16 protein-coding genes are annotated in these 17,280 nt (G+C 70.7%); 8 read left to right on the top strand and 8 right to left on the bottom strand.

Annotated features, from left to right (window positions below; genetic code table 11):
• The first annotated feature begins 36 nt into the window (after positions 1 to 36).
• The gene (locus tag ACFQS2_RS01345) at positions 37 to 798 is read left to right on the top strand and encodes an SDR family NAD(P)-dependent oxidoreductase (RefSeq protein WP_377018103.1); all 762 of its coding nucleotides are present in this window, start codon (positions 37 to 39) and stop codon (positions 796 to 798) included.
• Positions 799 to 806: 8 nt separating this feature from the next.
• On the opposite strand, the gene ACFQS2_RS01340 is transcribed toward ACFQS2_RS01345, so the two are convergent.
• From ACFQS2_RS01340 to ACFQS2_RS01330, 3 genes are read right to left on the bottom strand one after another with little or no spacing between them, the layout of a single operon-like run.
• Positions 807 to 2,351, bottom strand: a complete 1,545-nt coding sequence (locus ACFQS2_RS01340) for a tripartite tricarboxylate transporter permease (RefSeq protein ID WP_377018102.1) — start codon at positions 2,349 to 2,351, stop codon at positions 807 to 809.
• A 1-nt stretch (position 2,352) separates the two neighbouring features.
• On the bottom strand, positions 2,353 to 3,066 hold the full coding sequence (locus tag ACFQS2_RS01335) for a tripartite tricarboxylate transporter TctB family protein (protein ID WP_377018101.1): 714 nt from the start codon (positions 3,064 to 3,066) through the stop codon (positions 2,353 to 2,355).
• A complete protein-coding gene (locus tag ACFQS2_RS01330; protein WP_377018100.1) occupies positions 3,063 to 4,157 on the bottom strand; it encodes a tripartite tricarboxylate transporter substrate binding protein in 1,095 nt (364 codons plus the stop codon). The genes ACFQS2_RS01335 and ACFQS2_RS01330 overlap by 4 nt, the downstream gene beginning before the upstream one ends.
• 296 nt (positions 4,158 to 4,453) lie before the next feature.
• Here ACFQS2_RS01330 and ACFQS2_RS01325 point away from each other — a divergent pair, with 296 nt between their 5' ends.
• The 7 genes from ACFQS2_RS01325 (at position 4,454) to ACFQS2_RS01295 (ending at position 11,532) form a co-directional block, all read left to right on the top strand.
• A complete protein-coding gene (locus ACFQS2_RS01325) occupies positions 4,454 to 5,398 on the top strand; it encodes a LysR family transcriptional regulator (protein ID WP_377792440.1) in 945 nt (314 codons plus the stop codon).
• Entirely contained in the window at positions 5,395 to 6,735 is a 1,341-nt protein-coding gene (locus ACFQS2_RS01320) for an MFS transporter (RefSeq protein ID WP_377792439.1), read from the top strand. The genes ACFQS2_RS01325 and ACFQS2_RS01320 overlap by 4 nt, the downstream gene beginning before the upstream one ends.
• 14 nt (positions 6,736 to 6,749) lie before the next feature.
• On the top strand, positions 6,750 to 7,808 hold the full coding sequence (locus ACFQS2_RS01315; protein ID WP_377792438.1) for an Ldh family oxidoreductase: 1,059 nt from the start codon (positions 6,750 to 6,752) through the stop codon (positions 7,806 to 7,808).
• Entirely contained in the window at positions 7,805 to 8,827 is a 1,023-nt protein-coding gene (locus ACFQS2_RS01310; protein ID WP_377792437.1) for a DctP family TRAP transporter solute-binding subunit, read from the top strand. The genes ACFQS2_RS01315 and ACFQS2_RS01310 overlap by 4 nt, the downstream gene beginning before the upstream one ends.
• Positions 8,824 to 9,429: a TRAP transporter small permease gene (locus ACFQS2_RS01305; RefSeq protein WP_377792436.1), complete on the top strand. Its 606-nt coding sequence runs from the start codon at positions 8,824 to 8,826 to the stop codon at positions 9,427 to 9,429. The genes ACFQS2_RS01310 and ACFQS2_RS01305 overlap by 4 nt, the downstream gene beginning before the upstream one ends.
• Before the next feature lie 4 nt (positions 9,430 to 9,433).
• Positions 9,434 to 10,711: a TRAP transporter large permease gene (locus ACFQS2_RS01300; RefSeq protein ID WP_377792435.1), complete on the top strand. Its 1,278-nt coding sequence runs from the start codon at positions 9,434 to 9,436 to the stop codon at positions 10,709 to 10,711.
• 101 nt (positions 10,712 to 10,812) lie between these two features.
• Positions 10,813 to 11,532, top strand: a complete 720-nt coding sequence (locus tag ACFQS2_RS01295) for a GntR family transcriptional regulator (RefSeq protein ID WP_377792434.1) — start codon at positions 10,813 to 10,815, stop codon at positions 11,530 to 11,532.
• 12 nt (positions 11,533 to 11,544) lie between these two features.
• On the opposite strand, the gene ACFQS2_RS01290 is transcribed toward ACFQS2_RS01295, so the two are convergent.
• From ACFQS2_RS01290 to ACFQS2_RS01270, 5 genes are all read right to left on the bottom strand, one after another.
• Positions 11,545 to 12,336 carry an SDR family NAD(P)-dependent oxidoreductase gene (locus ACFQS2_RS01290; protein ID WP_377792433.1) on the bottom strand — a complete coding sequence of 264 codons (792 nt, stop codon included), beginning with the start codon at positions 12,334 to 12,336 and terminating at the stop codon, positions 11,545 to 11,547.
• Positions 12,336 to 13,364 carry an NAD(P)-dependent oxidoreductase gene (locus ACFQS2_RS01285; RefSeq protein ID WP_377792432.1) on the bottom strand — a complete coding sequence of 343 codons (1,029 nt, stop codon included), beginning with the start codon at positions 13,362 to 13,364 and terminating at the stop codon, positions 12,336 to 12,338. The genes ACFQS2_RS01290 and ACFQS2_RS01285 overlap by 1 nt, the downstream gene beginning before the upstream one ends.
• Positions 13,361 to 14,644 carry an alpha-hydroxy acid oxidase gene (locus tag ACFQS2_RS01280; protein ID WP_377792431.1) on the bottom strand — a complete coding sequence of 428 codons (1,284 nt, stop codon included), beginning with the start codon at positions 14,642 to 14,644 and terminating at the stop codon, positions 13,361 to 13,363. Before ACFQS2_RS01280 ends, ACFQS2_RS01285 begins: the two co-directional genes overlap by 4 nt.
• 107 nt (positions 14,645 to 14,751) lie before the next feature.
• Entirely contained in the window at positions 14,752 to 15,555 is an 804-nt protein-coding gene (locus tag ACFQS2_RS01275; RefSeq protein WP_377792430.1) for an SDR family NAD(P)-dependent oxidoreductase, read from the bottom strand.
• Between the two features lie 148 nt (positions 15,556 to 15,703).
• Complete coding sequence (locus ACFQS2_RS01270) at positions 15,704 to 17,251, bottom strand: GntP family permease (RefSeq protein ID WP_377792429.1); 1,548 nt, start codon at positions 17,249 to 17,251, stop codon at positions 15,704 to 15,706.
• Between the last annotated feature and the right edge of the window lie 29 nt (positions 17,252 to 17,280).

Below are 17,280 nucleotides of genomic sequence, written 5' to 3'. Positions count from 1 at the left end.
CCTGCAGCGACGATCACTCGATGAGGAGGAGAGCCCATGACGGCGAACCAGGACGCGGAGTTCCAGGGCTTGAAGGCGCTGGTGACCGGCGGCGGGGCGGGCATCGGCGCGGCGACGATCCGAGCCCTGAGCGCGCGCGGAGCCTCGGTGGCGGCGCTCGATCTCGATCCCTCCGGCGCTCCCGAGGGGGCGCTGCGCATCCAGGTCGACGTCACCGACACCGAGGCGGTGCAGGCCGCCGTCGACCAGGCGGCCCATCATCTCGGCGGCCTGGACATCGTGATCAACAATGCCGGGATCGGGGCGCAGGGCCAGGTCGACGCCCACGACGACGAGGAATGGGCGCGGGTGCTGGATGTGAACGTCACCTCGGTGGCCCGCGTGACCACGGCCGCGCTCCCCCATCTGCGGCGCTCCGAGCACGCCGTGGTGGTCAACACCGCCTCGATCGCCTCCATGCTGGGACTGCCCGAGCGCGTGCTGTACTCCGCCTCCAAGGGCGCGGTGCAGGCGATGACCCTGGCCATGGCGGCGGACTGGGTGCGTGAGGGCATCCGGGTCAATGCCGTCGTCCCCGGCACGGCGAACACCCCGTGGATCGGCCGGCTGCTGGCCAAGGCCGAGGACCCGGTCGCGGAGCGGCAGGCGCTGGATGCGCGCCAGCCCCACGGCCGCATGGTCGAGCCGGAGGAGGTGGCCGAGGCGCACTGCTACCTCGCCTCTCCGCGCAACCGCTCGACCACCGGGGTGCTGCTGCCGATCGACGGGGGGATGACGACGCTGCGTCCGCGCACCTGACGTCGCGCTCACCGCTCGGCCTCGGCGGCCTGCAGCGCGGCGGCCCGCTCGGAGCGTCGGCCCAGCCAACCCATCAGCGGCACCGAGGCGATCGCCGCGACCACGAGCAGGATGAGGACCGCGCTGATGGGGCGGGTGAAGAACTGGGTGAGATCCCAGTTGGTCTTGATCACCGACTGCATGAAGTTCTGCTCGACGATGGGGCCCAGCACGATGCCCAGCACCACTGGGGCCAGCGGGATGCTGCCCTTCTCGAAGAGGTACCCGAGCACTCCGAAGATCACCATCAACCCCACCTCGAGGTAGCCGTTGTTGATGGCGAACGCGCCGCAGATCGAGATAGCCACGATCAGCCCCATCAGCACCGAGCGCGGGATCCGCAGCACCAGGCCGGAGGCCCGGATCAGCAGGAAGCCGAGCGGCAGCAGCAGCAGGTTGGCGAGGATGAAGATCATGTACAGCGCGTAGAGCATGTCCGTCTGGTACAGGAACAGGTCCGGCCCCGGAGTGATGCCCTTGACCAGCAGCACGCCGATCAGGATCGCGGTGATGGTGTCGCCGGGGATGCCGAACGCGAGCGTGGGGACGTAGGCGGAGGCCACGCCGGCGTTGTTCGCGCTGGAGGCACCGGCGATGGACTCCACCCGCCGTTCGTCCGATACCTCGGCCGCGTTCTTCGCGGATCCGCGACGGCTGGTGGCACGAGTGAAGGCGTAGGCGATCCAGGCCGCGATGTCGGCCCCCGCCCCGGGCAGCGCCCCGACGACTCCGCCGATGCCCGAGCCCGCCGCGACGCGCCCCTTGTACCGCCACAGGGCACTGAAGGCCGGACGCACCGTGCCCTGACCGGCGATCTTCGGGATGGGCATCGACTCACCCCGGCGGGCGGTCACGGCACGCAGCACCTCGGAGAGGCCGAACAGGCCGATCATGGCGGCGATGAAGTCGACGCCGCGGTAGAGCTGCTCCTCCCCGAAGGTGAACCTCGGGTAGCCCAGGGTCACGTCGAGCCCGACGGTGGAGACCAGCAGCCCTGCCATCAGGGCGATCGCACCCTTGAGCTGGGAGCCCCGGGAGACGATCACGGCCGCAGTCAGGCCCAGCACGGCCACCCAGAAGTACTCGTAGCTGGTGAAGCGCAGGGCGAACTCCCCGAGCACCGGGGAGACGAAGATCAGCACCAGGGACCCGAACAGACCGCCGATCACCGAGCCGATCAGGGAGACCCCGAGCCCGAGGGCGCCCTTCCCGTGCCGGGTCAGGGCGAAGGCGTCCTCGGTGTAGGCGGCGCTGGAGGGCGTGCCCGGGATTCTCAGCAGGGCACTGGGGACGTCTCCGGCGAAGATCGTCATCGCCGACATGGTGATGATGGCGGCGATGGCCGGCACCGGGTCCAGGAAGAAGGTGAAGGGCACCAGCAGCGCTGCTGCCAGGGTGGCGGTCATGCCGGGCAGGGAGCCGATGACCAGGCCGAAGAGCCCGGCCAGGACGACCACGAGGACCGTGGTGGGGTCGGCGACCAGCTGGAAGGCGCTCTGGAGGTCGTATCCCATCTCAGAACCCCCGGATGATGCCGTCGGGGAGCTGGACCATCAGGCCCTGCTCGAACATGGCCCACAAGGCGAGCGCGGTGACCACGCCGGTCGCCACGGCCACCCACCACTTCGCCCGCAGCGACCACACGATCGCGGTCACCAGCAGCGCCATGGTCAGCGGGAAGCCGAGCGTCTCGACGAGCAGCACGTACCCGACGATGCCGCCCATGAGGATCGCGCCGTTGATCCAGCGCCGCGCCCCGTCGGAGCCGATGTCGGTATCCATCACGGCCACGGTCTCCGGGGGCTCGGCCTCCGGCTCGGTGTCCGGTGAGGGCTGCGGCCCGGTCTCCGGCGCGGCGTCTTCGAGCGCGTCGGCCGCACTGTCCGCACCCGGCCCACCGGCCCCGGTGGGTGCTGTTCCGCCGGTCACCGCAGTCGTCGCGGTCGATGGGCCACCGGCCGCGGCGGAGCGTATCTCGGCGAGCTCGTCGCGATGACGACGCTCGCGGCGTGCGGTGAGCACGCTGGTCAGGATCAGCAGGGCGCCGAAGAGGACCAGCAGGCCGCCGATCATCATCGGAAACAGACCGGGCCCGGGGATCCCCTCGCGGACGTAGGGCATCGCGGCGCCGTAGGGAATCACCGCGGCGCCGACCAGGACGGAGGCGGCGCCGATGATGACGTTCCCACGCATCGCCCCCGCCGTGTCGCTGGGTCGGGCGGTGCTCACTTGGCGAGTCCCGCTTCCTCCATGACCTCGCCCTTGGCGTCATCGTCCTCGCGCATGAGGGTCTGGAACTCCTCGGCGCCCGCGTACTTCACGCCCAGGCCGGTGTCGGTCATGAACTCGTTGAACTCATCGGACTCGGCGATCAGACCGAGGTGGCATTCGAGCTCCTCGACGATCGTGGGGTCGAGCTCCTTGGGTCCGGCGATGCCGCGCCACACGGTCATGGAATAGTCGGAGCCGAGCTGCTCCTGGAGGGTCTCGACGTCCGGGAAAGCGGGGTCGCGCTCCGTGCCCATCACGCCCAGGGCCTTGGCGCGGTCCGAGTCGAGCATGGTCTTGGATTCGCCGAGGGCGTTGGTGGTCATGTCGATCCCGCCGGCCACGAGCTCCTGGAGCGCGGGGGCCGCACCCTCGGAAGGCACGAAGTTCACGGCGTCGACGGGGATGTCGTTGTCGATGAGCATGCCCAGCAGGGCCAGGTGCCAGATGCCTCCCTGCCCGGTGCCCGAGGCGGTCACCTCCCCCGGGTTCTCCTCGATGTAGGTCAGCAGCTCTTCCGCGTTCTCCCACTCGGCGTCGGCGGCGACGGTGATCCCCGCGCCGTCCTCGTTCATCTGGGAGATGGCGGTGAGGTCCTCGCCGCTGATCTCGGTCAGACCCTGGTGGTGCATCATGCCGATCTCCACGGTGACCAGGCCGAGGGTCTGCCCGTCGGGCTCTGCGTCGACCATCGCCTGGTGGCCGACGACGCCGGAGCCGCCGGTGCGGTTGACGACGTTGACGCTCGTCTCCATCTGGCCGGACAGCTGCTCGCCGATGAGGCGGGCCACGCCGTCGGTCCCGCCGCCGGCGGCCCAGGGGACGATCAGTTCGACGGGGCCGCCCGGGTACTCGGCGTTGACGTCGTTGCAGGCCTGGAGAGCATCGCCGTCCACGGAGCCTCCGCCCGAGCCGCCCGAGCAGCCGACGGCGACCAGGGCGATAGCGGCGGCGCCGGCGATCCCGGAGACGAGGCGCCGCGGGACGCGGGGTGCGCCGGCGGGATCGACGCCGGGACGATCGGAACGTGAGGAAAGGTCGGTGCGCGTCATGGCTGACTCCACTTCATCGTGCGGGTCGGGGGTGAGGCCCATCGATGCGGAGCGACCGCCCGCACGGCTGTGTGCTGGGTCGAGAGAGCCACTCGTCATCGAGGTGCTTCGACGCTACCAACGCCCGTACCCGGGGTCGTCCCCCGAGCGATCCGAGATCCGGAAATCCTATATACAATATTGATATGTGGGTCACATCGGGCCTCTGACCAGGAACCATGCTGCGGCCCCGAGCTCAGGGTGCACTCGAGCGTGACCCGCTGCGATCAAGGACGACCACTCCCCAGGAGGAAGCGATGCCCCGCGTCGACCAGACGGACTGGCTGGAGACCTTCGTCGCGGTCATCGATCACGGAAGCTTCTCGGGTGCCGCACGCGCCCTGCACCGCGCGCAGTCCCGCGTGAGCACGCATGTCGCAGCGCTCGAGCGTGCCCTGGGCGGCACGCTGGTGGACCGCAGCCACCGCCCGATCGGGCCGACGGAGCTCGGCACGGCCTTCCTCCCCCACGCCCGCAAGGTTCTGGAGGCGCTCGAGCGCGGAGCGGAGGTGGTCGATCAGCACACCGGCACCCCGCGCGGGCGGGTCGTGATCGGCTGCCATCCCAGTGTCAGCGCGGGGTTCCTGCCCGCCGTCCTCGCCGCGGTCCACGCCGAGCATCCGCACATCCGGATCGAGCTGACCGAGCTGACCACGCAGGACCTCATCTCCGGCATCGTCGCCGGCCGGTTCCACATCGCCATCCACTCGCTGGCCGGTGATCCGCCGCCCGAGGACTTCGAGAGCGTGCATCTGTGGACCGAGCGCTACGTCGCGATCGTGCCTCCTCAGCATCCGCTGGCGCAGCTCGGCCCGAGGACCGATGGAGGGCTGGACCCGTGCCTGATCACCGAGCATCCCCTCATCGCAGTGGCGCAACCGGGGGCGGAGATCGATCCGGACACCGGCAGCGCACTGCACGCCTGGGGCCTGGAGATCCCCGTGGCCTGGCAGACCGAGCAGCCGCAGACCGTCGCGAATCTCGCCAAGGCCGGCCTCGGGGTGGGTGTGCTGAACGCACTGGCGGCGACCATCTCCGATACCAGCGAGCTCGATGTCATCCCGGTGGGCAGGATCGGCGAGGGACGGAAGGTCGCCGCCACCCGTGACCGGCGGACGGCCTCCTCCCCCAGCGTCGACGTCGTCTACCGGGCGATCCTCGAGACGCCGCCACCCGACGGCGTGCTGCCGGGAGCACGGTGACCGCGGCACCGCGCCTCGGCCGCGCCCACCTCGTCTGGGCCGTCGGTGTCCTCGCCTACCTGTGCGCCGTCTCCGGCCGCGCCTCGTTCGGGGTGGCCAGCGTGGAGGCGTCGGAGCGCTTCGATGTCAGCGGCGCCGTGCTTAGCCTGTTCGGGGTCGTCCAGCTCGGAACGTACGCGGCGGCCCAGATCCCCGCCGGGCTCCTGCTGGACCGCATCGGCCCGCGCCGCATGCTGATCCTCGGGGCGGTGACCATGGCCGTCGGGCAGGGACTGCTCGCCGTCGCCACGGACGTGCCCACTGCCCTGATCGCACGCATGCTCACCGGCGTCGGCGACGCCGCCACGCTGATCAGCGTGGTGCGGCTGACCGCGACCTGGTTCCGCTCGGGTCAGGTCCCTGTGTTCACGCAGCTGGCGGCGATGATCGGCCAGTTCGGCCAGGCCGTGGCGGCGGTACCGTTCCTCGCCTTGCTGGTGGCGGCCGGATGGACCACCGCGTGGGCCTCTCTGGCCGCACTCCTGCTGGTCAGCGTGCTGCTGGTGATCGCCGTCGTCCAGGACGAGCCGCCCGAGGACGACGGCCACACCGTTCCCGTGCCGTCTCGCCCGGGTCAGGTTCTGCGGGAGGTGTTCACCTCCCGCGCCGCCTGGTCGGGGTTCTTCCTGCACTCGCTGACGCTGCTGAGTGTGAACTCGTTCCTGTTCCTGTGGGGCGTGCCCTTCATGACCGAGGGCCATGGGCTCGCGCCTGCCGAGGTGGGGACGCTGCTGACCCTCAATGTCGTCGTCATGGTGGCGGTGGGCCCGATGATCGGCGTGCTCACCGGCCGCTTCCCCCGGCATCGTGCTCGGCTCGGCTGGATCGCCGGCGGAATCCTCACCCTGGTCTGGACCCTGACTCTGCTCGCGCCCGGGCCTCTCTCCGCCGGGCAGCTTCTGCCGCTGATGGTCGCCTTGGCGATCGGTGCGGCGACCTGTCCGGTCGGCTTCGACCTCGCGCGCACGGGAGTCTCCTCACGGGCGATCGGGACCGCCACGGGGATGGTGAACATCGGCGGGTACTCCACGTCGTTGCTCGCCGTCCTCCTGATCGGGGTGGTGCTGGACGTGCTGGCCCCGACCGTTCCGCCGGGCTCGCGGACTACCGTGCCGCCTTCGCCGCCGTCGGCGTGCTCATGCTCGGTGCGGCGATCGGGCTGCTCTGGACCACCCGCACGCGGCCCGCACGGGCCGGCTCCGGAGTCCGCGCCGTCTGAGTGCCCCGTTCGTCGACACCCAGGCACACCCCCTTGTGTCGCCCGCCACAGTTGTATAGCTTGTGCGGACTTCGTATAGAAAGGACCGTGACGATGACGTCACTCCGCTTCGGCGTGGACGCTCTGCGCGCGCTGGCCACCCACGCTCTCGAGGATGCCGGTGTGGAGTCCTCCGCGGCCCGGCTGGTCGCCCGCTCCCTGCTCGCGGCCGACCAGGCCGGTATCTACTCCCACGGGCTCCTGCGACTGCCGCTCTATCTCGAGGCGGTCGCCGCCGGCGGTATCGACCCCGGCTCCGTCCCCACCGTCGTCCGCCGGCACGGCGCCGTGACCGTGCTGGACGGCCGCGGCGCCTTCGGCCAGGTCACCATGCAGCGCGCCGTCGAGATCGCCGCCGAAGCCGCCGCCACCCACGGCATCGCCACGGTGGCCGTCCAGGGCTCCAGCCACTTCGGGGCCGGCCGCTTCTGGGGCGATCAGCTGGCCGAGCGCGAGCTGGCCGGGATCCTCTCCTCGACAACGGGGCCCGTGGCGACCCCCTTCGGCGGCTCCACCCCGATCCTCGGGACCAACCCGCTGACCATCAGCCTGCCTTCGGCCGGGTCCCATCCGCTGGGGGCCGATCTCGCGACCACGGCCGGGGCGTACGGCAAGGTCGTCGCCGCCCGCAACGAGGGCACCACTATTCCCGAGGGCTGGGGCGTGGACGCCACCGCAGCCCCCACCACCGATCCCGCCGCCGTGCTCGACGGCGGTGCCCTGCTGCCCTTCGGCGGCCACAAGGGGTCCGGCATCGCCGTGCTGCTGGAAGGCTTGTCAGCAGCGCTGACCAGCGCCTCCTTCGCGTTCCGGACGGTGGACATCTGGCAGGACCACTCCTCCCGCATGAACACCGGACACCTCCTGATCGCCCTCGACCTCGCGGCCTTCGGCGACCCGGCCGATATCCGGGCCAAGGTCGCCGAGCTCCAGGAGGAGGTACGGGCCTCGAGCCCGGAGGGGACCGTTCTGTCTCCCGGCGACCTCGAGGCCTCCCGGCTGGCAGCCGCTGCCGATGACGTCGAGCTGGCGGAGTCCACGCTCCAGGAGCTGCGCATCGTCGCCACCCGGCACGGCCTCTCGTTCCCGGAGCCCCTGGAGGGCGCACGATGAGCCGCCGTCACCCCGCCACCGTCCTGGCTGCGGCCCTGTCCGTGCTGTCCTTGGCGGGCTGCGGACTGTGGGAGCCCGTCGACACCAGCCAGCTCGACGAGGCCACCGCCGATCCGGACGCCCGCGTGATCCGCTTCGCCCACCAGTACGACCCGGCTCATCCGGTGGAGTCGTGCGGGGCCGAGACGCTGCGCACCGAGCTGGCTGACGACGGCTTCGCGGTCGAGACCTACCCCTCCGGTCAGATCGGCGGGGAGGGCGAGACCGCCGAACAGATCGCCACCGGTGGCCTCGAGCTCGGCGTCGTCGGGCCGTCGTTCCTGGGCAAGTGGTACCCGGAGGCGGCCGTGCTGGATGCGCCCTACCTGTTCACCGACGTCGAGCAGTTCGACGAGGCGACCAACGGTCCGATCATGGAGGAGGTCTACGACGAGATGGCCGCCGAGACCGGCCTGCGGGTCAACAGCACCTGGTACTACGGCACCCGCCACATCACCTCGAACACGCCGATCACCGAGCCGGAGGACCTCTCCGGGCTCAAGATCCGCACCCCGGACGCCCCGCTGTACATCACGAGCTTCTCGATCATGAACGGCAGCGCCACCCCCATGGCGCTGTCGGAGGCCTACCTCGGGCTGCAGCAGGGCGCGATCGACGCCCAGGAGAACCCCATCCCGACCATCGACGTCCAGAAGTTCTACGAGGTCCAGGACTACCTCAACCTCACCGGGCACATGGTCCAGGCCGTCAACATCGTCTCCTCCCAGCGCTTCGTGGACTCCCTCAGCGCCGACGAGAGAGCCGGCTTTGAGGACGCCATGGAGGAGGCCCGGATCGCCACCCGGGACTGCATCGTCGAGGCCGAGGAGGAGACGCTGCAGTCTTGGCAGGAGGAGGACGCGATCACCGTCAACGACGACGTCGACGTCGCCGCGTTCCAGGAGCTCATCGCCGAGGAGTTCCCCGACACCGTCCCGTGGGGCGACCTCTACCTCGAGCTCCAGGAGTCGGTCCGATGAGCATGCAATCGCCCAAGCCCGTCGAGGGGACCCGCGACGGTCAGGTCCCGGACCTCGATTCATACATCGAACGGGACCACTACGAGCGGAAGTTTCGCGCCTACGGCTGGCTCGTCGACGCCGAACGATTCGTCGCCGGCGGCCTGCTGCTGGTCGTGTTCGCGGTGATCATCTTCCAGATCTTCACCCGCTACGTGCTCAGCATGCCCCTGCCCTGGAGCGAGGAGGTGGCTCGTCTGCTGGTGGTGTGGCTGACCTTCGTCGGGGCCGGGTTCGTCTCCTCCCGCAATGCGCACATCGGGGTCGACATCCTGGCGGTCTACCTGCCCAGGCGTCTGGCAACCGCCTCCCAGATCTTCGCGATGCTGGTGGTCGCGGCCGCCGCGGCGTACATGGTCATCGCGGCGATCTCGCTGATGATGCTGACCGGGTCGCTCACGATGACGGCGACCTCCCTGCCCATGCCGCTGCTGTACGGAGCCGTGCTCGTGGGGTACTTGATGATCCTGGGCCACACGGTCCTGAACATCGTGCGGTACCTGCGCCACCCCTCCGAAGTGCCCGACGTGGCCGAGAAGGCCGCCGCGATGGAAGGGCTGTGATCCCGTGGTCCTGCTGATCATGTTCGCCGCGCTGCTGGTGCTGCTCGCCCTGCGCGTCCCGGTGTGGATCGCCCTGCTGATCCCCTCGATCGCCTACATCGTCCTGGACGAGACGGCCACGGCCGCCCTCGCCGCCCAGCAGACCGCCTCCGGCGTCTTCGACTTCGCGATCCTCGCGGTGCCGATGTTCATCCTGCTCGGCAATCTCGCCAACGTCTCCGGGGCCACGGACCGGCTGTTCGATGCCGCCTCCAGCACCATCGGGCACGTCCGCGGCTCGCTGGGCTATGTCAACATCGCCACCAGCTTCGGCTTCTCCTGGATGAGCGGGGCCGCCATCTCCGACGCCGCCGCGATGGGCCGCATCCAGGTGCCGGCGATGAAGCAGCGCGGTTACCCCGAGGGGTTCGCCCTGGGTGTCACCGGCGCTTCCTCCCTGATCGCCCCGATGATCCCGCCCAGCATCCCCGCGATCATCTACGCGGTCACCGCCGGTCTCTCGGTGAGCACCCTGTTCCTGGCCGGGATCGTGCCCGCCGTGGTGCTGGTGGCGGCTCTGTGCCTGCTGGTGTGGATCCAGACCCGCCGGCGCGATGACCTCCGCCTGGAGAAGCCGCCGATGGCCCGACGCCTCAAGGACGTCGCCAAGGCGCTGCCGGTGGCCGGCGCCGCCGTCATCATCCTCGGCGGGATCCTCTCGGGCATCGTCACCCCCACGGAGGCCTCCGCGCTGGGCGTCGCCTACGTCGCGATCCTCGCACTGTGCTACCGGACGCTGAACGGGAGGTCGCTCGGACGCATCGCCGCCTCCACGGTCGAGACCACCGGCAGCGTGCTGATCATCGTCACCAGCGCCTCCCTGTTCGGCTGGGTGCTGGCCCGCGAGCAGGCCCCGCAGGTGGTGACGGAACTGATCCTGCAGGTCACCGACCGGCCGCTGATCTTCCTGCTGCTGATCAACGTCCTGCTGCTGGTCGTCGGCGCGGTCCTGGAGCCGACCGCCGCGATCCTCATCCTGGTCCCCGTGCTGGCCCCGATCGCCAGCGTGTACGGCATCGATGCCACGCACTTCGCGGTCATGATGATCTTCAACCTCATGATCGGTCTGCTCACCCCACCGGTCGGGCTTGTGCTGTTCGTGCTGTCCTCGGTGACGAAGGTCCCGGTGACCACGGTGATCAAGGGCGTGCTGCCCTTCTTCGTGCCGATGCTCCTCGTGCTGGCGCTGATCACCTTCGTCCCGTTCCTGACGACCTGGCTGCCCGGGCTCGTCGGCGGCTGAGACGATCTCCCTGCCGGTGCGCGCGCGGTCCCTCTGCGCGTCGCAGCCGGCCGGGCACCACCTGGCCAGGCACGCCCGGCACCACATCGAAGGAGGAGGCCATGCGCGACAGCCCCACCACGGAACCGGGTTCCACGGACACCGGCCCGGAGAGCGTGTACGAGGCGTTGCGGATGCGCATCATCCAGCATGATCTGGAGCCGGGAGAGCGCATCTCCATCGGGGATGAGGCCCGCCGGCTCGGCGTCTCCCAGACCCCCGTGCGCGAGGCGCTGCACCGGCTCGAGGGCGACAGCCTCGTGGTCCGCTCCGCATCCCGCGGGTACGACGTGACCGCTCCGATCGATCTGGACGGCCTCGTCGCGCTGTTCGAGGTCCGGCTGCTGCTGGAACCATGGGCCGCGCGGGAGGCGGCCACGGAGCGGCTGACGAATCCCGGCCCGCAGCTGCGCACCGAGCTCGAGGCCCTGGCCGCGCTGCACGGCGACGACCGCAGCACACAGGCGCGGCGCGCGCTGCGCGACCGTCAGTTCCATCTGCGGATCCTGCAGGCCTCGGGCAATGAGCTGCTGCCGAGCACGTTCGAACGGCTGCACGCCCACGTGCACATCTTCCGCCTGTACCAGACCGACTCCGAAGGCGGCACGACCCACCGCGAGCATCAGGCGATCGCACGCGCGATCGAGGACTGCGACCCCGACGCGGCCGAGCAGGCGATGCGCGCGCACCTGATGGGCTCGTTCTCACGCCTCTCGGCCGTGTTCTCGACCGAGCCCAGAGCCGCGCGACGCCCTCGCGACGCTCGCGCCCGCCTGCGCTGAGGCACGCTCTCCTCAGCCCACCCGCAGCCCGCCGTTGAGGTTGTAGGTCGCCCCGGTGGTGAACCCGCCGTGGGGGCCGACGAGGAAGGCGACCAGCTCGGCCAGCTCCTCGACGGTGCCGAGCCGCCCGACGGGAGTACGGGCGACGAACTGCTCGCGACGCTCCCCCTCGAGGCGGCCGCCCATGATGTCGGTGTCGATGTTGGCCGGGGCGATCGCGGCGGTGGTGACGCCGGTGCCGGCGACCTCTTTCGCGAGCCCGCGGATCAGACCCTCGACGCCGGCCTTGGAGGCCGCATAGGCCGAGGTCGAGAAGTTCCCGCCGCCGTCCTGCGCGGCGGTCGAGCTCATCGCGACGATCCGCCCCAGGCCCTGCTGGAGCATCCTCGGGAGCACGCGCTGGGCGAGGTGGAACGTACCCAGGGTGTTGATCGACAGGGTGCGCAGAAAGTCTGCGCTGGTCAGCTCGAGGAAGGGGGTCGGGTTCGCGATCCCGGCGCAGCTGACGAGCGTACCGATCGGGGCGACCGCAGCGTCATCGACCGCGGCGACGGCCGCGCCGACACTGGCCTCGTCGGAGATGTCCGCCTGCGCCGTGGCCACGCTCGGTGATCCGGCGGCGCGGGCCTGCTCGGCGGCCTCGGCGAGCCCGTCGGCGCCCAGATCCAGCAGTGCCAGCGGGCGGCCCTCGCGCGCCAGCCGCAGCGCCACACCGCGGCCGATGCCGCGCTCGGAGGCGGCGCCGGTCACGAGCGCGGTGAGTTCGCAGATGCGGGCCTCATCGGCCGCGGAGCGCTCGCCCATCAGGCCTCTCCCGCCAGGGTCGGCTCTCCCGCAGCCCCACCGCGCGGGGCATTGACGACGTGGTGCGGGGTGCGGCCGGCAGCCATCGCGATGACCTCGCCGAGTGCCTCGGCGCCGACGGCATCGGTGAAGTCCTGGGTCCAGCACAGCGAGTGCGGGGAGAGCACCACGTTGTCCATGCCGATCAGCGGGCTGTCGGCCGGGAGCGGCTCGACCTCGAACACGTCGAGGCCGGCGCCGGCGATGCGTCCCTCCTGCAGCGCGGTGATCAGGGCGGGCTCATCGACGACGGCGCCGCGGGCGATGTTGACCAGGAACGCGGTCTGCTTCATCGCCGCCAGCTCGCGCGCACCGATGAGGTGACGCGTCTCCCCCGTCGCGGCGACGGTGAGGATGAGGTAGTCGCTGCGGGCGATGACCTCGTCCAGCTCGAGCTGGCTGATGCCCGTCTCGGCGCAGAACTCGGGACGCGGTGAGCGGTTCCAGGCCACCACCTCGAGGTCCAGCGCCCGCAGCTGGCGCACGGTCTCCTGCCCGATGCCGCCGAGCCCGATCACGCCGATCGTGGCCGCGGCCAGGCCGGGGCCACGGTAGTCGGCCTTGCGGTCCCAGTCGGCCTCGCGCACCAGGCGATCCTTGGGCAGCAGGTTGTGGGCGAGGGCGAACACGAAGGTCAGCGCGGTGTGCGCCATCGGCACGCGCAGTCCGGTGGGGGCGTTGGTGACGGTGATCCCGCGCTCGTCGCACGCGGCGAGATCCACGGAGTCGTAGCCGGCGCCGAAGCGGGCCACATGCTTCAGCGTGGTCACGCCCTCGAGCTGGTCCCGGCCGAGCGGTGTGCCGCTGAGCAGCAGCACCGCGTCGTAGCCCTCGAGCTCCCCGGCACGCAGCGGGCCGCCGCCCTCGCCGACCAGGGACCACTGGATGCCGTGCTCGGCGAGCGCGCCCAGGCCGATGTCGCCGTAGACGGTGGTGCCGTCGGCCTCGGCGTAATCGGCGGTGACGGCGAGTTTCCAGGTGCTGGTCATGGGGTGAACTCCTCGGTGACGTCGGCGGGCTCGGGTTCGCGGTGCCGGCCGTGGCCGTGCCAGGCCTCGGGGTAGTCGACGAAGCTGCGGTCCAGCGCGTCGATGCTGGTCGCGCCGAGCTGGCCCATGGCCAGCGCCAGCTCGCCGTCGAGGATGTCCAGCACGCGCAGCACGCCCTTCTCCCCGGCGGCGGCGTTGCCGTAGCCCCAGGCCCGGCCGATGGAGACGAGGTCCGCGCCGACGGCGAGGGCCTTGGCGATGTCGTCGCCGGTGCGCACGCCGGAATCGAACACGACGGTCATGCGGCCGTCGACGGCGTCGACGATCGAGGGCAGGGCGCGGATGGAGCTGGGCGAGGAGTCGAGCTGGCGACCCCCGTGGTTGGAGACGTAGACCCCGTCGGCCCCGACCTTCAGCGCGCGCAGCGCGTCCTCCGGGGTGAGGATGCCCTTGATGTAGAGGGGGCCGCCCCACTGCCGCCGCACCTGTTCGATGTTGTCCCAGGTCAGGGTGAGGTTGGTGAGGTGCTTGTTGACGAACTCCTGGTGCGAGACGGCGTTGTCGCCCTGGATCTCGTCCTTGAGGTTGCGGAACCCGATCGCCGGGGGCCGCATCACCGCTCGGGTCCAGTCGAGGTGACGGATCGCCTGGACGGCGTTGCGGGGGGTGATCTTCGGCGGGATCGACATGCCGTTGCGGTGGTCGCGGTACCGCTTCCCGTTCAGGGGCACGTCGACGGTGACCACGAGCGCCTCGGCGCCGATGGCCTTGGCCCGGGTGATGAGGCTGGAGACGATGGCCTCGGACTTGTACATGTACAGCTGGTACCACAGCGGCCCCGTCGCCTGGTCGGCGAGCTCCTCCATCGCCCAGTTCGAGGCCGTGGAGATGGTGAAGGGGATGTTCGCCCTGCCGGCGGCGCGGACCGCCCCGAGCTCGCCCTCGCCGCCGATCATGCGCTGCAGGCCCAGCGGGCCGAGCACGTAGGGACGATCCAGGGTCATGCCGTCGACGGTGGTGGAGGCGTCGACGTGGGAGATGTCGGTCAGCCAGCGCGGTCGGAAGAGCACCTCGCGCAGGTCCTCCACGTTCGCCTCGCGGGTCAGCTCGTGGTTGGAGGCTCCGTCGATGATGTCGAAGGCCATCGTGGGCAGGCGTCGCCTGGCGAGCAGGCGGATGTCCTCGATGGAGGGAGCGGATTCCAGCGGGTCCAGGCGGAAGCCGCCGGCGGCGAGCATCCTCGCGAATTCCAGGGCGCCGGACAGTGTCGAATCGGCCATGGGTGGGCTCTCCTGTGGGGGCGGTGACGTGGGGGCGCCGAGAGCGCGGCGGCGCGGGGCAGGGCAGGCAGGGCCGGCCCCGGAGAGGACCTCCGGGGCCCGGACCGTCAGTGCATGTGCTTGCCGCCGTCGACGCTGATGGAGGTGCCGTTGACGTAGCTCGAGTCCTCGCTGACCAGGAAGTTGATCAGTCCGGCGACCTCCTCGGGCTGGCCCACGCGGTGCAGCGGGATGTTGGAGGACATGCCTTCCTTGCGCTCATCGGTGAGGGTGCCGCCCATGATGTCGGTGTCGATGGGCCCGGGCAGGATCACGTTGGCGGTGATGCCGTACTGGCCGAGCTCGCGGGCGGTGCCGCGGGTGAGGCCCTGCACGGCGGCCTTCGCTGCGGCGTAGCCGGTCTTGGAGAAGGTGCCCCCGCCGTCGAGCGCGGTGATGGAGGAGGTGTTCACGACGCGCCCGCCGAAGCCGCCGTCGATCATGCGCTTCGCCGCGGCCTGGGTCATCAGCAGGGTGCCCTTGCCGTTGACGTCCATGACCTTGTCCCAGATCTCGCCGGTCAGCTCGAAGATCGTGTGTGGGCTGGGGATCCCGGCGAGGTTCACCAGGGCGGCGATGGGCGGCATCTCGGCGTCGATGCGTTCGAAGGCGGCGTCCACGGCGGCCTGATCGCTGACGTCGACGGCCACGCCGATCACCTTCTGAGCGGCCCCGTCGGGGAGCTCGCCGCTCAGCTCGGTGGCGAACTGCTCCACGGCAGCACCGTCGAGGTCGGCGGCGACCACGCTCCAGCCTTCGCTGACGAGCTTGCGGACGACGCGGCGGCCGATGCCGCGCTCGGCGCCGGCACCGGTGACGATCGCGGTGCGCTCGTCGGGGAAGGGCTGGATCCTGGTGTTCTCGAGGGTCATGGGGTCGGTTCTCCGTCCGGTCGGGATCTGGTGGGTTGCGATGGGTCGGTCGTGCGGGTCAGAGGGGCTGGCAGAGGTCGGGGGATCGGCAGGGGCAGAGGGCCGGTGGGGCAGAGGAGAGCGGGCCCCACCGGCCGGGTGGACAGCGTCAGCCGCCCGCTCCCAGGACGAGGCTGAGGACGAACAGCATCGGGATCGAGGCCGCCCACATCACGGTCGTCATCCCGGAGTGGGCCTTCAGGGCCGCGGTGCCCTCGAGGCCGAGGAAGCGGGTGACGACCCAGAAGTAGGAGTCGTTGAAGTAGCTGCACACCATGGCGCCGGCGACGCAGGCCATCACCGCGACCAGAGGGTCCAGGCCGATCGTGCCCATCACCGGTGCGGTGACGGAGGCGGCGGTGATCATGGAGACCGTGCCGGAGCCCTGCGCGATGCGCACGATCGAGGCGATCAGGAAGGGCAGCAGGAACGAGGGCAGCGGGAGCCCGCCGATCGCCTCGGCCAGCGCATCGCCGATGCCGGTGTCGCGCAGCACCTGGCCCAGGCCGCCGCCGGCGCCGGTGATCAGCAGGATCAGGCCTGCGTCGGCCGCGGCGTCGCCGAGCCACTTGTGGCTCTTCTTGCGCGGCGTCCAGCGCGGCAGCAGCAGGTAGACGGCCATCACCAGACCGATCAGCAGCGCGATCACCGGGTCGCCGAGGAAGATGAAGGGCCCGGCCCATCCGGAGGGCTCGTAGTCCTCAGGCAGGGCCACGCCCTGGGCTTCCATGTCGAGGGCGGAGACGACCGTGTTCATCACGATCAGTACGATCGGCACCACCAGGGGCAGCAGCCCGACCACGGGGCCGACGCGGTGGGGCGGCTCCCCCGCAGGCGGCTCGCCGAGCTCGGCGCCGGCCCCGAGACCGTCCAGGCCTGCCGCGCCGTCGGACCCGTCGGGCCCGTCCGGCGCCGGCCCGTCCGCCGTCGGGGTTCGGGGTCCCGGCCCGCCGCCCGCAGGGCCGCCGGTCGCGACGGCCACGGCGGAGCGATCCTCGCGCACGTTGCCGTACACGGCTTCCTGGACCTCGGCATTGATCACCGGCTCGACCCGCGGACCGATCCACTTCGCGTAGAGGGTGACCACCGGGATCATCAGCACGGTGAAGACGAGGCCGGTGAGGATGACGGAGCCGACGTTGACGCCGAGCAGCCCGGCCACGCCGAGCGGGCCCGGGGTGGGCGGGACGAAGTGGTGGGTGATGACCATGCCGCCGGCGAGCGCGATGCCCACGGTGGCGTAGCCGTACTGCTTGACCCTGGCGATGGCGCGGGCCAGCGGGTTCATGATCACGTAGCCGGAGTCGCAGAACACCGGCACCGAGATCAGCGCACCGATGCTGGTCATGGCCCAGGGCTCACGGCCCTTGCCGAACAGGCGCAGGAACGCCATCGCGATGGCCTGCGCGGCACCGGAGACCTCGAGGATCTTGCCGATGGCCACGCCGAGGCCGATCACGATGCCGATGGAGGCCAGCGTGTTCCCGAACCCGGTCTTGATGGATTCGACGATGGCCGGCAGCGACTGGCCCGCGATGAGACCGACCACCACGGAGGCGATCAGCAGGCCGGCGAACGCGTCCAGGCGGGTGCGCAGGACGATGACGATGATGAGTGCGATGCCGACGAGCAGCGCGATGAGCAGGACGGGATCCATCAGAACTCCTTCGTTCCTCGGACGTCAGG

Source organism: Brachybacterium sp. GCM10030267, from assembly GCF_042666875.1.
In the GTDB taxonomy this organism is placed as follows: domain Bacteria; phylum Actinomycetota; class Actinomycetes; order Actinomycetales; family Dermabacteraceae; genus Brachybacterium.
Note: the sequence above shows the minus strand (reverse complement) of the source record. Positions and strands in the feature narration are given on the sequence as shown.

What these genes read in the sequence shown, in the direction of transcription:
- ACFQS2_RS01345 (WP_377018103.1), top strand. Translation starts at nt 37, where the DNA reads ATGACGGCGAACCAGGACGCGGAGTTCCAGGGCTTGAAGGCGCTGGTG.
- ACFQS2_RS01340 (WP_377018102.1), bottom strand. Translation starts at nt 2,351, where the DNA reads ATGGGATACGACCTCCAGAGCGCCTTCCAGCTGGTCGCCGACCCCACC.
- ACFQS2_RS01330 (WP_377018100.1), bottom strand. Translation starts at nt 4,157, where the DNA reads ATGACGCGCACCGACCTTTCCTCACGTTCCGATCGTCCCGGCGTCGAT.
- ACFQS2_RS01325 (WP_377792440.1), top strand. Translation starts at nt 4,454, where the DNA reads ATGCCCCGCGTCGACCAGACGGACTGGCTGGAGACCTTCGTCGCGGTC.
- ACFQS2_RS01315 (WP_377792438.1), top strand. Translation starts at nt 6,750, where the DNA reads ATGACGTCACTCCGCTTCGGCGTGGACGCTCTGCGCGCGCTGGCCACC.
- ACFQS2_RS01310 (WP_377792437.1), top strand. Translation starts at nt 7,805, where the DNA reads ATGAGCCGCCGTCACCCCGCCACCGTCCTGGCTGCGGCCCTGTCCGTG.
- ACFQS2_RS01305 (WP_377792436.1), top strand. Translation starts at nt 8,824, where the DNA reads ATGAGCATGCAATCGCCCAAGCCCGTCGAGGGGACCCGCGACGGTCAG.
- ACFQS2_RS01295 (WP_377792434.1), top strand. Translation starts at nt 10,813, where the DNA reads ATGCGCGACAGCCCCACCACGGAACCGGGTTCCACGGACACCGGCCCG.
- ACFQS2_RS01290 (WP_377792433.1), bottom strand. Translation starts at nt 12,336, where the DNA reads ATGGGCGAGCGCTCCGCGGCCGATGAGGCCCGCATCTGCGAACTCACC.
- ACFQS2_RS01285 (WP_377792432.1), bottom strand. Translation starts at nt 13,364, where the DNA reads ATGACCAGCACCTGGAAACTCGCCGTCACCGCCGATTACGCCGAGGCC.
- ACFQS2_RS01280 (WP_377792431.1), bottom strand. Translation starts at nt 14,644, where the DNA reads ATGGCCGATTCGACACTGTCCGGCGCCCTGGAATTCGCGAGGATGCTC.
- ACFQS2_RS01275 (WP_377792430.1), bottom strand. Translation starts at nt 15,555, where the DNA reads ATGACCCTCGAGAACACCAGGATCCAGCCCTTCCCCGACGAGCGCACC.
- ACFQS2_RS01270 (WP_377792429.1), bottom strand. Translation starts at nt 17,251, where the DNA reads ATGGATCCCGTCCTGCTCATCGCGCTGCTCGTCGGCATCGCACTCATC.